Source organism: Sphingobium xenophagum NBRC 107872 (assembly GCF_000367345.1).
In the GTDB taxonomy this organism is placed as follows: domain Bacteria; phylum Pseudomonadota; class Alphaproteobacteria; order Sphingomonadales; family Sphingomonadaceae; genus Sphingobium; species Sphingobium xenophagum.
On the sequence record NZ_BARE01000011.1, the window covers coordinates 204800 to 218336 of the forward strand.

At 64.3% G+C, this 13537-nt stretch carries 14 protein-coding genes; 2 read left to right on the forward strand and 12 right to left on the reverse strand.

Translation table 11 applies throughout. The features are described 5' to 3' along the window. Positions 1–34 precede the first annotated feature (34 nt). Positions 35–565: a phosphoribosyltransferase gene (locus SX1_RS06695; RefSeq protein ID WP_019052389.1), complete on the forward strand. Its 531-nt coding sequence runs from the start codon at positions 35–37 to the stop codon at positions 563–565. Then, positions 565–1143 carry an LOG family protein gene (locus SX1_RS06700; RefSeq protein ID WP_017182003.1) on the forward strand — a complete coding sequence of 193 codons (579 nt, stop codon included), beginning with the start codon at positions 565–567 and terminating at the stop codon, positions 1141–1143. Before SX1_RS06695 ends, SX1_RS06700 begins: the two co-directional genes overlap by 1 nt. On the opposite strand, the gene SX1_RS06705 is transcribed toward SX1_RS06700, so the two are convergent. The 12 genes from SX1_RS06705 to SX1_RS06760 form a co-directional block, all read right to left on the reverse strand. After that, on the reverse strand, positions 1140–1835 hold the full coding sequence (locus SX1_RS06705; protein WP_026149556.1) for an HAD family hydrolase: 696 nt from the start codon (positions 1833–1835) through the stop codon (positions 1140–1142). The two genes, SX1_RS06700 and SX1_RS06705, sit on opposite strands and share 4 nt — an antisense overlap. Positions 1836–1929: 94 nt before the next feature. Further along, the gene (locus tag SX1_RS06710; RefSeq protein WP_019052391.1) at positions 1930–2934 is read right to left on the reverse strand and encodes an adenosine deaminase; all 1005 of its coding nucleotides are present in this window, start codon (positions 2932–2934) and stop codon (positions 1930–1932) included. After that, positions 2931–4241 (reverse strand): guanine deaminase, encoded by a 1311-nt coding sequence (gene guaD, locus SX1_RS06715; protein WP_019052392.1) that lies wholly within the window; start codon positions 4239–4241, stop codon positions 2931–2933. The genes SX1_RS06710 and guaD overlap by 4 nt, the downstream gene beginning before the upstream one ends. Further along, entirely contained in the window at positions 4238–5158 is a 921-nt protein-coding gene (gene xdhC / locus SX1_RS06720) for a xanthine dehydrogenase accessory protein XdhC (protein WP_019052393.1), read from the reverse strand. Before xdhC ends, guaD begins: the two co-directional genes overlap by 4 nt. Then, complete coding sequence (xdhB, locus tag SX1_RS06725) at positions 5155–7464, reverse strand: xanthine dehydrogenase molybdopterin binding subunit (RefSeq protein ID WP_019052394.1); 2310 nt, start codon at positions 7462–7464, stop codon at positions 5155–5157. The genes xdhC and xdhB overlap by 4 nt, the downstream gene beginning before the upstream one ends. After that, entirely contained in the window at positions 7457–8884 is a 1428-nt protein-coding gene (gene xdhA, locus SX1_RS06730) for a xanthine dehydrogenase small subunit (RefSeq protein ID WP_019052395.1), read from the reverse strand. The genes xdhB and xdhA overlap by 8 nt, the downstream gene beginning before the upstream one ends. A gap of 1 nt (position 8885) precedes the next feature. Beyond that, positions 8886–9218: a hydroxyisourate hydrolase gene (gene uraH, locus SX1_RS06735; RefSeq protein ID WP_019052396.1), complete on the reverse strand. Its 333-nt coding sequence runs from the start codon at positions 9216–9218 to the stop codon at positions 8886–8888. Further along, entirely contained in the window at positions 9215–10633 is a 1419-nt protein-coding gene (locus tag SX1_RS06740; protein ID WP_019052397.1) for an FAD/NAD(P)-binding protein, read from the reverse strand. The genes uraH and SX1_RS06740 overlap by 4 nt, the downstream gene beginning before the upstream one ends. Next, positions 10630–11070, reverse strand: coding sequence for a 2-oxo-4-hydroxy-4-carboxy-5-ureidoimidazoline decarboxylase (gene uraD / locus SX1_RS06745; RefSeq protein WP_019052398.1), 441 nt, complete (start codon positions 11068–11070; stop codon positions 10630–10632). Before uraD ends, SX1_RS06740 begins: the two co-directional genes overlap by 4 nt. Beyond that, positions 11067–11447, reverse strand: coding sequence for an oxalurate catabolism protein HpxZ (gene hpxZ / locus SX1_RS06750; protein ID WP_019052399.1), 381 nt, complete (start codon positions 11445–11447; stop codon positions 11067–11069). The genes uraD and hpxZ overlap by 4 nt, the downstream gene beginning before the upstream one ends. Next, complete coding sequence (puuE, locus tag SX1_RS06755; RefSeq protein ID WP_019052400.1) at positions 11444–12319, reverse strand: allantoinase PuuE; 876 nt, start codon at positions 12317–12319, stop codon at positions 11444–11446. The genes hpxZ and puuE overlap by 4 nt, the downstream gene beginning before the upstream one ends. Beyond that, positions 12316–13537: pyridoxal-phosphate-dependent aminotransferase family protein (locus tag SX1_RS06760; protein WP_019052401.1), on the reverse strand; the 1222-nt coding region annotated here is incomplete at its 5' end. The genes puuE and SX1_RS06760, both read right to left, overlap by 4 nt.

Below are 13537 nucleotides of genomic sequence, written 5' to 3' on the forward strand. Positions count from 1 at the left end.
ACAATCTTTCCAGACCGTCAACGGACCTTCTGTCATGAGCCAAACTGCCGAGCCTCAGCTCCACTATATCTCCAACGACGCCTTTGTCGCCGACGTTCAAATGCTGGCGCGACAGGTTGAACAGGACGACTGGACACCCGATTTCATCATCGGCATCGGCCGTGGCGGGCTGGTGCCTGCGGTCTATATCTCGCATCAGACCGAATTGCCGATGCTGTCGATCGACCATAGTTCAAAGGTGCCCGGCTTTGCCGACGAACTGCTGGCCAAGGTCGCGGCCAAGAGCGCGGCGGGCCAGCGGCTGCTGTTCGTCGACGACATCAACGATAGCGGCGGCACGATCGATTATGTGCGGCGGTTGCTGGCCGACAATGGCTGCAATGGCGACAATCTGCGCTTTGCCGTCATCATCACCAACAGCCGGTCGCGCGTGACGGTGGATTATTGGGCGGAGATGATCGACCGGGACGAGGACAAGCGCTGGTTCGTGTTCCCCTGGGAAGCGGTCGGTGCAAAGGGTACGATCGTCGAAGAGGCGCTTTCCGTGCCGGAACGGCTGGCCTGATGCGGATCTGCGTTTATCTCGGCTCCTCGCCCGGCAACTCGCCTGTCTATCGCGAAGCTGCCGAGCGGGTCGGCACGCTGCTGGCCGAGCGGGGCATTGGCCTGGTTTATGGCGGCGGGACCGTCGGGCTGATGGGTGTGATCGCCGATACCGTATGCGCTGCGGGCGGCGAGGTGATCGGCGTCATTCCCGAAGCGCTGCGCGCGCGCGAACATGACCATCCGGGCATCACGCAACTGCATGTCGTCAAGACGATGCATGAGCGCAAGGCGATGATGGCGAAATTTGCCGACGGTTTCCTGTGCCTGCCTGGCGGCATCGGGACGCTGGAGGAGATATTCGAGGCCTGGTGCTGGTCGCAGCTTGGCTATCATGAAAAGCCGTGCGGCCTGCTCAACGTCAATGGCTTCTATACGCCCATGTCGACCTTCATCGATTCTGTCGTTGCGGAGGGTTTCCTCCAGCCCCGGCATCGGGCGATGCTGCTGATCGACAATGACCCGGACATATTGCTGGACCGCATGGCGCAATATCTGCCGCCGCAGACAGAGCATTGGCTGGGCGACGACGACGTTTAGCCGATGGTGTCGATCAGGGCGGGCAGTTCGGCCAGCCGATCGATCTGGCGGAAGCGGGGATGGTCGGCGGGCGTGTCGGCGATTTCATGGACCCACGCCCCCTCCTGCGGGATATAGGCGGCCCAGGCGCCAGCCTCCAGCGCGGGTCGGATGTCCGACCGCAGCGAATCCCCCGCCATGATGGCTTCGTGCGAGGCGACGTCATATTGGCCGAACACACGGCGGAACGTATCTTCGGTCTTGTCGCTGACGATCTCAATGCCGCTGAACAGGTCGCCCAGGCCTGAAGCTGCGAGTTTCGATTCCTGGTGCAACAGGTCGCCCTTCGTCACCAGCACGAGCCGACCCCGGTGGGCCAGTGCGTCGAGCGTGTCGGCGACATCGTCGAACAGGTCGACCGGATGGGCCAGCAGAGCGCGCCCGGCTGCCAGAATATCCTCGATCATCGATTTGGAAATCTGGTCCCCGGCCAGTTCCGCCGCGGTCTCGATCATCGAAAGCGTGAAACCCTTGGCCCCATAGCCATAGAGTTTGAGATTGCGCCCTTCGCAGGTATTAAGCGTGTCGCGGGCTATATCGGCGTCGGCAAAGGGCTGGAGCATCGCCACCAGCGCCTCTTCGGTCGCGTTGAAATGCCGCATATTGTGCCAGAGCGTATCGTCGGCATCCAGACAGATGAGCTTGATTGTCATTTCCATATCCTAGCGTCGGGCAGCCGAACTGGCTGTTATAATCGACATGGAGCGTCGATCGCCGCGAACAGCGAGAAAAGGACTCCAGGCAGCCTCATAACAGGGCATCCAACCGTTCCAGATGGGCGGCGATGGCATCGGGCGTCAGGAAAGATCCGGTGAAGCTGTTTCGGGCAAGCTGGCCCAACTGCGCCCTGGTAAGGCCACGCGCCACGGCGGCCGCGCGATAATTGTCGGCGATATAGCCGCCGAAATAGGCGGGATCGTCCGAGTTGATCGTCGCGCGCAGGCCGCGGTCCAGCATCCGGTCGATCGGATGGTTGACCAGATCATCGACCACGCACAGCTTGAGGTTGGAGAGCGGGCAGACCGTGAGCGTCATGCCTTCGCGTACCAGCCGGTCGACCAGCGCATCATCTTCCAGCGCGCGATTGCCATGGTCGATCCGGTCGACTTGAAGCAGGTCGAGCGCCTGATAGACATAGGCGGGCGGCCCTTCCTCTCCGGCATGAGCGGTGAGGCGCAGGCCCTTTGCCCTTGCCGCGGCAAAAACGCGGGCAAATTTTTCGGGCGGATGGCCGGTTTCGGATGAATCGAGGCCGACGGCGGCGATTCGGTCGAGCCAGGGCTCGGCGGCGGCCAGCGTTTCGAAGGCCGCCTCTTCGCTCAGATGACGCAGGAAGGAAAGGATGAGCGCGCTGCTGATCCCATGGCGCGCCTGCGCGTCGGCCATGGCGGACAGCAGGCCCTTGATGACCGTAGCGAAAGGGATGCCGCGATCCGTATGAGTCTGCGGGTCGAACATGAGTTCGGCATGAACCACGCCATCCGCCGCCGCGCGATCGAAATAGGCAGCGGCGAGATCGTGGAAATCCCGCTGTGTCCGCAGCACGTCTGCCCCGGCATAATAGATGTCGAGAAAATCCTGCAAATTGCCAAAGGCATAGGCCGCGCGGACATGCTCCACGCTGGCATAGGGAATGGCGACGCCGTTGCGCTCAGCCAGCGCGAACATGAGTTCCGGCTCCAGACTGCCCTCGATATGCAAATGAAGTTCAGCCTTGGGCAGGGCGCGGATGAAGCGGTCGAGATCGGTCATGATGCAGTGCCTTGTCGGTTCCAGGCGCATTGGCCCATGATGTAGGTCCGCGCGATGGCGCGATCGTCGCCAAGGATTTGCAACGCGAAGAGGCGCTCTGCAAGCGTGGCCTTTGCCGTGCGACGCGCCAGTAACGGCGTGGCCGCACAGTCGAGCAGAACGAAATCCGCTTCCTGCCCCGGCTCCAGCCCGCCAACCCGATCGTCGATATGCAGAAGCATGGCGCTGCCCGCTGTCGCCAGATAAAGGGCGCGGAAGGGATCGAGCGGGTAATCGCGCGAAAGGGCGGCCTGATAGGCAAGACCCGCCGTATGGAGCAGCGAGAAGGATGTGCCTGCGCCGACATCGGTGCCAAGGCCCATCCGTACGCCATGGACATCGGCCTGACCAAAGTTGAAAAAGCCTGAGCCCAGGAACAGGTTGGAACTGGGACAGACGGCGATTCCAGCGCCGCTTTCCGCGAGGCGTGTGCAGGCATGGTCCGACAGGTGGACGCCATGGGCAAAAACCGACCGGGCACCGACCAGACCAAAGCGGTCATAGCCATCGAGATAGTCGCGTGCCGTCGGGAAGCGGTCGGCCACGGCGGCACATTCGCGGAGATTCTCGGCCAGATGCGTGTGCAGCAATATATCGGGATGATCGGCCAGCAATGCGCCAGCGACCTGCAACTGCGCGTCCGACGACGTCAGGGCGAAGCGCGGCGTCACGGCATAGCCCAGCCGTCCCCGCCCCCGCCAGCGGCGGATCAGCGCTTCACTTTCGTCCCGCCCGCTTTCCGGCCTGTCCGCCAGCCCATCCGGCCCCATATCCATCAAGATCTTGCCCGACAGGATGCGCATGTTCCGGCCGAGCGCTGCGTCGAACAGCGCGTCGACCGAATGCGCGTGGACCGTGGGAAAGACAAGCGCGCTGGTCGTACCGTTGCGCAGCAACTCGTCCAGAAACAGGTTCGCCAGGCTGGTGGCATGGGCGCGATCAGCAAACGCCTTTTCCGCAGGAAAAATATGGCGATCCAGCCAGTCAAGCAGCTGTTCGCCGTGCGAGGCGATATGATCCATCTGCGCATAATGGACATGGGCGTCGATAAAGCCGGGGACGACAAGGCCGGGCAAATGGTCGATCGGGATGCCCGGATAGCTGGGTGCCAGACTTGCATAGTCGCCACGCGCGACGATGAGGCCGTTCTCCACAATGAGCAACCCATCTGGTTCATATCGAACGGCGTCAGGATGACGATACGGATCGCGTGACACTGACAGAATCTCGCTGCGAAAGCCCTTGATCCCCTTGGCCATCTGCATCATCCGGCCCTCAATTGCAGCAGTTGGGCCAAGACGGCGATGGCGATGACATCGGGTTCCTTGCCCATGACCCCCGGCACGCCGATCGGCGAGGTCAACCGGGCGCGGGCCTGTGCATCGATGCCATCGCTCGCCAGCCGCGCATGGAAACGCGCGCCCTTGGTGGCGGAGCCGATCAGGCCGACATAGGCGCAGGGCGGACGACTCAGCGCAGCGTGGGTCAGGCGATAGTCGAGGCCATGGTCGTGCGTCAGGATGAGGATGGCGGCGTCGTCAGACGCGTCGGCCACACATTGTTCGATCGCAGCCTCCGGCACGACGGCGACCCCATCAATCGTCTCGAAAACCGGGCGCGTGTCGAACCAGGACAGGCGGAATGGCAGGTTTGCAGCGTGGCGGGCGATTGCCTGACCGACATGACCCGCACCGAACAGATAGAGCGGCCGACGGTACTGACCGATAATTTCCGCCAGACAGTCGCCCGCACGGGGACGGTCGCCCCGCGCCGACGGGGGCGACGGCACGGCATGATCGCCCACGTGCCTTTCCACCCGGTCGGATTGGAACGTCGAAACGAGAATTCGATCGTCCGCAGCATCCGCCAGCCAGCCCATGACGTCGGGATCGCAATGTTCAATGAGCAACCGTACCCGGCCGCCGCAACATTGGCCCAGCAGCGGCCCAAGCGGATAATCCTGCACCCGCCACTGGCCCGGCGGCAGCGCCAATATGGCGCGCGCCTGTTCGACCGCGCGATATTCGAGCTGACCGCCGCCAATGGTGCCGTGCAGCCCCTGATGCGTGACCAGCATGCGCGTCCCCGCCCCGCGCGGGGCGGAGCCTTCGCTGCCCAGGATGGTGATCAGGGCGCCTGGTGTTTTGCCTGCAACGTGCCGCAGCCAGTCCAGCCACTCGCTCATCGCGCGCGATGCTCGCTGACCGCACGCAATATGCGTTCGGGCGTGGCGGGGGCGTCAAGGCGGGGCAGCGCGCGAACATTCGGCGCAACCGCCGCGACGGCGCGGGTCAGGGCGGAAAAGACCGATATGGCGAGCATGAAGGGCGGCTCACCGACCGCCTTGGACCGATTGATTGTCGGCTCCACATTCTGCCCATCCCACAGGCTGATCGTCATATGGGCGGGGCGATCCGACGCGGTCGGGATTTTGTAGGTCGCAGGTGAATGGGTGAGCAAGCGGCCCTGATCGTCAAAGACCAGTTCCTCGGTCGTCAGCCAACCCTGCCCCTGGATGAAGCCGCCCTCGATCTGGCCGATGTCGATCTGGCGATTGAGCGAACGGCCAACATCGTGGAGAATGTCGACGGCCAGCACCTTATGCTCGCCGGTCAGCGTGTCGATCGCGACTTCGGACACGGCAGCGCCATAGGCGAAATAATAGAAGGGGCGTCCCTGATGCGCTTGCCGGTCATAGGCAATGTCGGGAGTCGCATAATAGCCGGTGGCGGCAAGCGAAACGCGGCCAATATGCGCCTTGCGACACAGATGCGCGAAGGTCAGCCGCTCGTTGCCCGCGATCACGCCTTCGGGGGTAAAATGCACTTCGCTGTCGGGGCAGCCGAAGGTGCGGGCAAGGAAGCCGGTCAGCCGTTCGCGGATCGTCATCGCCGCCTGATAGGCGGCCATGCCGTTCAGGTCCGCACCGGACGAGGCGGCGGTGGCTGACGTATTGGGCACCTTGTCGGTGCGCGTGGCGGTGATCCGCACCTGGTCGATCGGCACGGCAAAGACGTCAGCGACGACCTGCGCCACCTTGATATACAGCCCCTGCCCCATTTCCGTGCCGCCATGATTGATCTGGATCGACCCGTCGGCATAGACCAGCACCAGCGCGCCGGCCTGATTGAGGTGCGTGGTGGTAAAGCTGATCCCGAACTTGACCGGGGTTAGCGCTATGCCACGCTTGATGATCGGGCTGGTGGCGTTGAAGGCATCGATTGCGGCGCTGCGCGCGTCATAACGGGCGTCGGCGCGCAAACGGGCGATGAGTTGCGGTGCGATATTGTCCGCAATGGTCATGCCATAGGGCGCGACATCGCGACCGGGGCCGTAGAGATTGGCGCACCGCACCGCCAGCGGATCATGACCCAGATGCGCGGCAACATCGTCCATGACGCGCTCTATCGCCAGCATCCCCTGCGGCCCGCCGAAGCCACGAAAGGCTGTGTCGGACACGGTATTGGTCTTGAGCCGTTCCGACAGGATTTCAACGTCCGGCAGCCAATAGCAATTGTCTGCATGGAACATCGCCCGGTCGTTGATCGCGGGGGACAGATCGACCGTGGCGCCGCAGCGAGAGGCGAGACGCAAATGCAGCGCCAGCACATGGCCCTGCGCATCGAAACCGACATCATAGGTGACGCGGAAGGCGTGCCGCTTGCCCGTCATCACCATGTCATCGTCCCGGTCGCAGCGGAATTTGGCGGGACGGCCCGTTTTGTCCGCGACGAGTGCCGCCGCCGCGGCGAACAGGGCCGCCTGCGTTTCCTTGCCGCCAAAGGCGCCGCCCATGCGGCGTACCTCCACCGTCACGTCGGCGGAGCGGCGATGCAGCATATGGGCGACCAGATGCTGGATTTCGCTGGGATGCTGGGTGGAACAGAGCAGATGAAGCTGGCCATCTTCGCCCGGTGTCGCGACAGCGACCTGCCCCTCCAGATAGAAATGATCCTGCCCGCCCATATCGAAGCTGCCGGTCAGCCGATGGGGTGCGCTGGCCAGCGCAGCAGCAGCATCGCCGCGCGCCATCCGCTGGGTCGGCTCGATCAGTGACTTGGCCGCCTGTGCCGCCGCGATCGTCAGGCAGGCGGGCAATGGTTCATAGTCTATCCTGGCGAGCCGTGCAGCCTTGCGCGCCGCGCGCTGGCTGGTGGCGGCGACCAGGAAGATGGCTTGTCCAACGCAGATTACTTCGCCATCGGCCAGCAGCCGATCGTCGCCTGCGACGGGGCTGACATCATTCGCGCCGGGGATGTCGGCGGCGGTAAAGACATGCACGACACCTTCGGCCGCCCGGACGGCGGACAGGTCCATGGACCGGATGCGGGCATGGGCATGGGCGCTCTGGCCAAAAGCCAGATGGAGCATGTCGGCAGGTTCCGGCCCGTCATCGGCATAGCGGGCCGCGCCCGTGACATGCAGCGGCGCGCTGTCATGCGGGTGCGAGGGCTTGGGCAGAACATGCCATGCAGGATCGCGATCAGCCATGGACGGCTTCCAGACCAAGCACCGACACGGCCTGCCCCTGCTCCCGGTGCCAGAGGCGCAGCAGCAGATTGGCGGCGGCGTCAAGGCGATAGGCAGCGGACCCGCGGACGTCGGAGAGGGGGGCATAGTCGGCGCGCAGCGCGTCAGCCGCCTTTTCCACCGTCGCCAGCGTGAAAGGCTGACCCGTCAGCGCGGCTTCGCACATCGGCGCCCGGCGCGGCGTGGCCGCCAAGCCGCCAAAGGCGACACGCGCGCCGGTCACGATCCCGTCAGCGACCGCCAGATGAAACGCACCGCAGACCGCTGAAATATCGCTGTCGAAGCGGCGGGACAATTTGGCGATATGGATGATGGCTTGGGGATCGGGTCGCGGAATCCACAGGCTTTCGACAAATTCCCAGGGGCGACGATCCTGTTTGCCATAGTCGAGGAAATAGTCCTCCAGCGCCATCGTCCGTCGCCCGTCCCGGCTGCACAACGTCAGTTCCGCCCCAAGCGCGATGAAGGCAGGCGGTCCGTCCCCGATGGGCGATCCATTGGCGATATTGCCGCCGACCGTCCCGGCGTTGCGCACCTGAAGCCCGCCGATCCGGCGGATAAGTTCGCCCAGATCGGGATGGAGGCGCGCAAAGGCGGCGTGGGCATCAGCATAGCGCACCCCCGCGCCCAGCCGGACGCCTGCGGGGCTTTCCTCGATCGTCTGCAATTCGGTAACTTCGCCCAGAAAGATCAGCGTGTCGATGCTCCGCAATCCCTTCGTCACCCAAAGGCCCACATCGGTGGCGCCCGCGACCATGCGCGCATCGGGATGGTCGGCGAGCAGGTCGGCAAGGTCGGCTCCACTGCGCGGCGCGAACCAGCGGCGATCGCCATGCTGGCCTGATGCTGCGGGCCGTTCGCGCAACGCCTTCAGCGCGACCGCGGTTGCCGTGTCGTCCCGCTCCAGCGGCCCGGTCGAATTGGCTGCGGCCAGGATGGGGCCATAGCCTGTGCAGCGGCACAGATTGCCCGCCAGCACGTCGGCGACCGGCAGGTCATGCCCGCTTGCCCCGACGCAGCGGCCATAGAGCGACATGACGAACCCCGGCGTGCAAAAGCCGCATTGCGAACTGCCATTGGCAGCCATGCACGCCTGCAACGGATTAAGCGCGCCGGCAGGCGCCAGGCTTTCGACGGTCAGCAGTGCGCGACCATCCAGCATCGGCAAGAACAGGATACAGGCATTGACCGCGCGCCAGACGATAGCGTCGCCATCCAGATCGCCGACCAGCACGGTGCAGGCACCGCAATCGCCCTCCGCGCAGCCCTCCTTGGTGCCGGTGCGGCACATCCTGTAGCGCAGATGATCGAGCAGGGTAGCGGTGGGATCGACATCGGCGATCTCGACCAGATCGCCATCCAGCAGGAACTGCACGCTCATTTCAACTGCCCCGATAGGTTGAATAGCCGTAGGGCGAGACGAGCAAGGGGACGTGATAATGGCTCCCATCGGCAATGCCGAAATCAATAATGACGGTGTCGAGGAAGGGCGGATCGGCCAGCGCAACGCCGCGACAAGCAAAATAGCGGGCAATCGCGAATTCCAGCCGGTAGCGCCCCGGCGCGACCGGCGGCAGGCCGGGACATCGGCCATCGGCATCAGTCACACCGGCGAACAGGATCGTCCCGTCGCTATGGAGCAGGCGCAGCGCGACGTCGGCGGCGGGGCAGCCATGGCTGGTGTCGAGGACATGGGTAGACAGGCTGGCCATCATGCTGCCTCCTCTTGGGGTTTTGGCCACTGCCCGACAAATTCCGCTTCGTCATAGGCCAGCAGATCAGCGACCAGCGCGGTGCGATCATCCAGAAAAAGCTGGTCGGTGATGCCGCGCAGCAGCCGGGGCAGCGCGGTTTGCAGGCCCGACAGGGCGGATGCCGACAGGCCCAGGCTTATGAGCGCTGAATAGTTGAAGGCGAACAGGCCGTGCAGCGCCGCTGCGCCAGCTTCGGTCCGGGGCGTCAGTTCAAAGCCCTCGCCCAGATAAGGATGCGCATCGATCAGTGCATTGGCGCTGCCGGGCGGAGGGGTGAAGCGATCGGCCCAGCGCGCGATATGCGGCGCGACCGCGCCCAGTTCGCTGCGCAGGCCGGGGTCGCTGACAAGGCCGGTCGACAGGATCACGAAATCGAAATCATGCGTCCCCTGCGGCGTGGTCACGCGAACCTGATCGTCGATCAGATCGACCGACAGCCAGGGCGCACCTAGATGAAGGTCGAAGCCGGGCCAGGCGGCTGCGCGATCGAACGTGTCGTTGGTGGGCGGCTGATTATGGTCAAGGAACGACGCCATCACCGCATATTTGTCCGCGTCCGACAGCGCGGGATAGCGGCCGGTGAAACCGACCCGTTCCATGAATCGGATCGGGTTGATGCGCGGCAGCACGGCGCGACGTATGAAGACATGCGCCTCACCCACGCCAAGGCTCAGCGCCGCATTGGCATTGTCGAAGGCAGAGGCCCCTCCCCCCAATATGCCGATGCGCTTGCCAGCGAGCGCGGCAAAATCAATCGGTTCGCTGGTATGGGCGTAGCGGTCGCGGGGCAAAGCGTCGCGGATCATGGCGGGCGTGTGCCATTCGCCACCGCCCTGTATGCCGGTCGCCAGTACCACCTTGCGCGCCAGCAGCGGCGGCTGGCCGGCCAGATGCAGGCGGTGAACGCCATCCCCCATCGGCTCGATCAGGGAGAGTTTGGTGTCGTTGCGCACCGGCAGGTTCAAGATACGACGATACCAGCGCAGATAGGCCATCCAGTCGCCACGTGCGATCTTGTCGACCGCCTCCCAGCCCGCCGCGCCATGCTGCGCTTCCCACCAGGCGCGATAGGCCAGCGCCGGAATACCGAAATCGATGGGGTTGAGTTCCTTGGGCGTGCGCAGGGTTATCATCCGCGCATAAGTGTCCCATGGACCTTCCAGCCCCGCAGGATTTTCGTCGATGACCAGGATATTGGACACACGCTCGCGCAGCAGGCCAAAGGCGGCGGCCAGGCCGCTCTGCCCGCCGCCGACGATGATGACGTCATGGACATGCCCATCCGGGTGCGCGCGCGGACGGGTCCAGTCGGCGCCGCCATGGCCGATCAGGACGAGTTGCCGGGCCAGTTCGGATTCCAGCGCGGCCAGGCTCATGCCATATCCTCCAGTCGCAGCCGGACGATCTCGCCGATCTGGGCAAGCGCGGTTGCGATCTCCTCTTCGCGACCATGGCTGAGCCGCTGCTCCATGGCGGCCAATATACCCGCCTTGTCGGTCATCCGCACGCAGATGATGAAGGGGAAATCGAAGCGCGCGCGATAGGCCGCGTTCAAGGCGTGGAACCGTGCATATTCTGGCGGAGTCAGTCGATCCAATCCTGCTGACGCCTGTTCAGCGGCGGAGGCATCGGTCAGCGTCTTGTCAATCGCCGCCTTGCCCGCCAGTTCGGGATGCGCGCGGATCAGCGCCAATTGTTCGTCGGGCGTCGCGTCATGGACAACTGCCATCAGGTCGGCATGGCGGTCTCCCGACGCGGGCCGTGCATCAGCGCGCGCCTCCACCCAGGGGCTATGTTCGAACAGCGCAGTCAATGCGTGTTCCCCTCCAGACTGACATGGGCCGATACGACCTTCCAGCCGTCCGCGAATTTGACCCAGCTCTGGGTCTGGCGGCCACGCCGCTCGCTATTGTCGCGGAAAAATTCGGCGTCGGCGGTAGCGAAACTGTCGCCATAGACGGTGATCGCCACCTTCCCCAACTTGCGCTGCGGCGATCCGCCGCGGCCCTTGCGGAATTCGCGGATCTCCTCAATGCCATAGAGCACTTCGCCCACGCCATAACGGTTGGTGGTAGGCGCGTCATGGAACAGCGTGTCCATGGCGGGCACGTCATCCGCCATCAGCGCGCGCTCATATTCCATGAAGGCGGCGGTGACTTCGGCGAGCAGGATCGGATCGTCTATGGTCATGCGGGGTGGACCTCCATCCAGTGGCGGGCAATGTCGATGCGCCGGGCGACCCAGGCATCGCCGCTGGCGATGACATGGTCCAGGAAACGGGCGAGCGCGGCGGCGCGGGCGGGTCGCCCGGCGATGCGGCCATGCAGGCCGACCGACATCATCCGGCCACCCTCGGCACGCAGCTGATCGAACGTGTCGCGCAGATAGCGGAAGAACTGCTCGCCATCGGTAAAGCCGTTGAGCGCAACGCACTTCATGTCGTTGGCGTCGAGCGTGTAGGGGACGATCAGCTGCCCTTCTGCATAATAAGGCAGGTCGTCAGCATAGCTGTCCGCGTCATAGACGAAGCCACCTTCTTCGCGCACCAGCCGCGCGGTGTTGGGCGACGTGCGGCCCTGATACCAGCCGAGCGGGCGAGTGCCGGTCAGCCTTTCGTGGAGCGCGATGGCCTGTGCGATATGGGCGCGTTCCACCTCTTCGGCGACATATTGATAGTCGATCCATTTAAGGCCGTGGCTGGCGATTTCCCAATCCGCCACCAGCATGGCCTCTACCGCACCGGGGTTCATCGCCATGGCATTGGCGACGCCGAATATGGTCACGGGCAGGCCGCGTTCGGTGAACAGGCGATGCAAGCGCCAGAAACCGGCGCGGCTGCCATATTCATACAGGCTTTCCATCGCCATCGCCCGCGCCGGGTGGCTTGCCGCCCCGACCATGTCCGACAGGAAGGCTTCGGACCCTCGATCACCGTTAAGGACGCAATTTTCCGCGCCTTCTTCATAGTTGACGACGAACTGGACAGCGATACGCGCGCCGCCGGGCCAGCGCGGGTCCGGCGGGTGCTGGCCATAGCCGATCAGGTCACGGGAGAGCGTCATGCGTCCCACGCCTCCAGCGCTGCCGGGACCGCTTCGCCGTGCGGCAGGGCGAAACCTTCGCGCAGCAGGCAGGCTTCCAGAGCGCCCAGCGTTATCAACACCTTATGCTTCATGGCATTGTAGCCCATCGCGCCGATCCGCCAGATGCGGCCCTGCAACGGCCCGAAGGCGGTGCCGATCTCAATTTCGAAATGATCGCGCATGACGGCCCGGACCCGGTCATTATCGACGCCATCGGGGATGAAAACGCCGGTCACATTGGTCATGCGATGGGTGTCATCGCCAAACAAAGCGAGGCCCATGGCGCGCAACCCCGCGCTCATGGCCCGGCCTGCGGCGGCGTGGCGGGCATAGCGCGCCTCCAGCCCCTCCCCCAGCATCACGCGCGCACATTCCCGCGCTGCGTACAGCATGGATGTGGCTTCGGTATGGTGGTTCAACCGCTTGTCGGACCAGTAATCCATGATCATGGCGAGGTCGAAATAGTTGGAACCGATACGCGGGCCTGTGCCATCGACGCTGTCGGCGTTGCGAATGCCCGCTTCGGTATGGCGTCGGGCGAAAATATGATCAGCCGCGCGATCCGAAATGGTGATGGGGGCAGAACCGGACGGGCCGCCAAGGCATTTTTGCAGCCCGCCAGTTACGACATCGACGCCCCATCGATCGGCGGCAATTTCCATGCCGCCGATGGTGGCGGTCGCGTCGACATAGCAGAGCGCGCCAGCCGCCCGGCACAGGTCGCCAAGGCCATCGAGCGGCTGGGCCATGGTCGTGGACGTGTCGCCATGAACGCAGGCCACGATCCTGGCGCCGGTGCGGGCGATGGCGGCGGCGATCGCCTCCATCGGCACGACTTCGCCCCAGGGCGCGTCGACGGTTTCGATGACCGCGCCGATACGGGTCAATATTTCACGCAGCAGCAGCCCGAAGCGACCAAAGTTGATCACCAGCACCGTGTCGCCCGGCGCGACCAGCGACACCAGCGCCGCCTCTATTCCCGCGCGGGCTGTCCCGTCGATCAACATGGTCCATTGGTTCTGCGTGCCGAAAATCGGGCGATAGAGCGCCATGACCTGGTTCATATAGCCGGTCATTTCCGGGTCGAACTGACCCAGCAGATCGGCCGCCATGGCGCGCAGCACGCGGGGATGGGCGTTGACCGGCCCCGGCCCCATCAACAGGCGTTGCGGCGGGTCGATTTCGCCAAAGAACGGC

Bases quoted from the DNA above. Each gene is read 5' to 3' on its own strand.
- SX1_RS06740 (WP_019052397.1), bottom strand. From the start codon at position 10,633: ATGAGCCTGGCCGCGCTGGAATCCGAACTGGCCCGGCAACTCGTCCTG.
- xdhA (WP_019052395.1), bottom strand. From the start codon at position 8,884: ATGAGCGTGCAGTTCCTGCTGGATGGCGATCTGGTCGAGATCGCCGAT.
- xdhB (WP_019052394.1), bottom strand. From the start codon at position 7,464: ATGGCTGATCGCGATCCTGCATGGCATGTTCTGCCCAAGCCCTCGCAC.
- puuE (WP_019052400.1), bottom strand. From the start codon at position 12,319: ATGACGCTCTCCCGTGACCTGATCGGCTATGGCCAGCACCCGCCGGAC.
- uraH (WP_019052396.1), bottom strand. From the start codon at position 9,218: ATGATGGCCAGCCTGTCTACCCATGTCCTCGACACCAGCCATGGCTGC.
- guaD (WP_019052392.1), bottom strand. From the start codon at position 4,241: ATGATGCAGATGGCCAAGGGGATCAAGGGCTTTCGCAGCGAGATTCTG.
- xdhC (WP_019052393.1), bottom strand. From the start codon at position 5,158: ATGAGCGAGTGGCTGGACTGGCTGCGGCACGTTGCAGGCAAAACACCA.
- SX1_RS06695 (WP_019052389.1), top strand. From the start codon at position 35: ATGAGCCAAACTGCCGAGCCTCAGCTCCACTATATCTCCAACGACGCC.
- SX1_RS06710 (WP_019052391.1), bottom strand. From the start codon at position 2,934: ATGACCGATCTCGACCGCTTCATCCGCGCCCTGCCCAAGGCTGAACTT.
- SX1_RS06700 (WP_017182003.1), top strand. From the start codon at position 565: ATGCGGATCTGCGTTTATCTCGGCTCCTCGCCCGGCAACTCGCCTGTC.
- hpxZ (WP_019052399.1), bottom strand. From the start codon at position 11,447: ATGACCATAGACGATCCGATCCTGCTCGCCGAAGTCACCGCCGCCTTC.
- SX1_RS06705 (WP_026149556.1), bottom strand. From the start codon at position 1,835: ATGACAATCAAGCTCATCTGTCTGGATGCCGACGATACGCTCTGGCAC.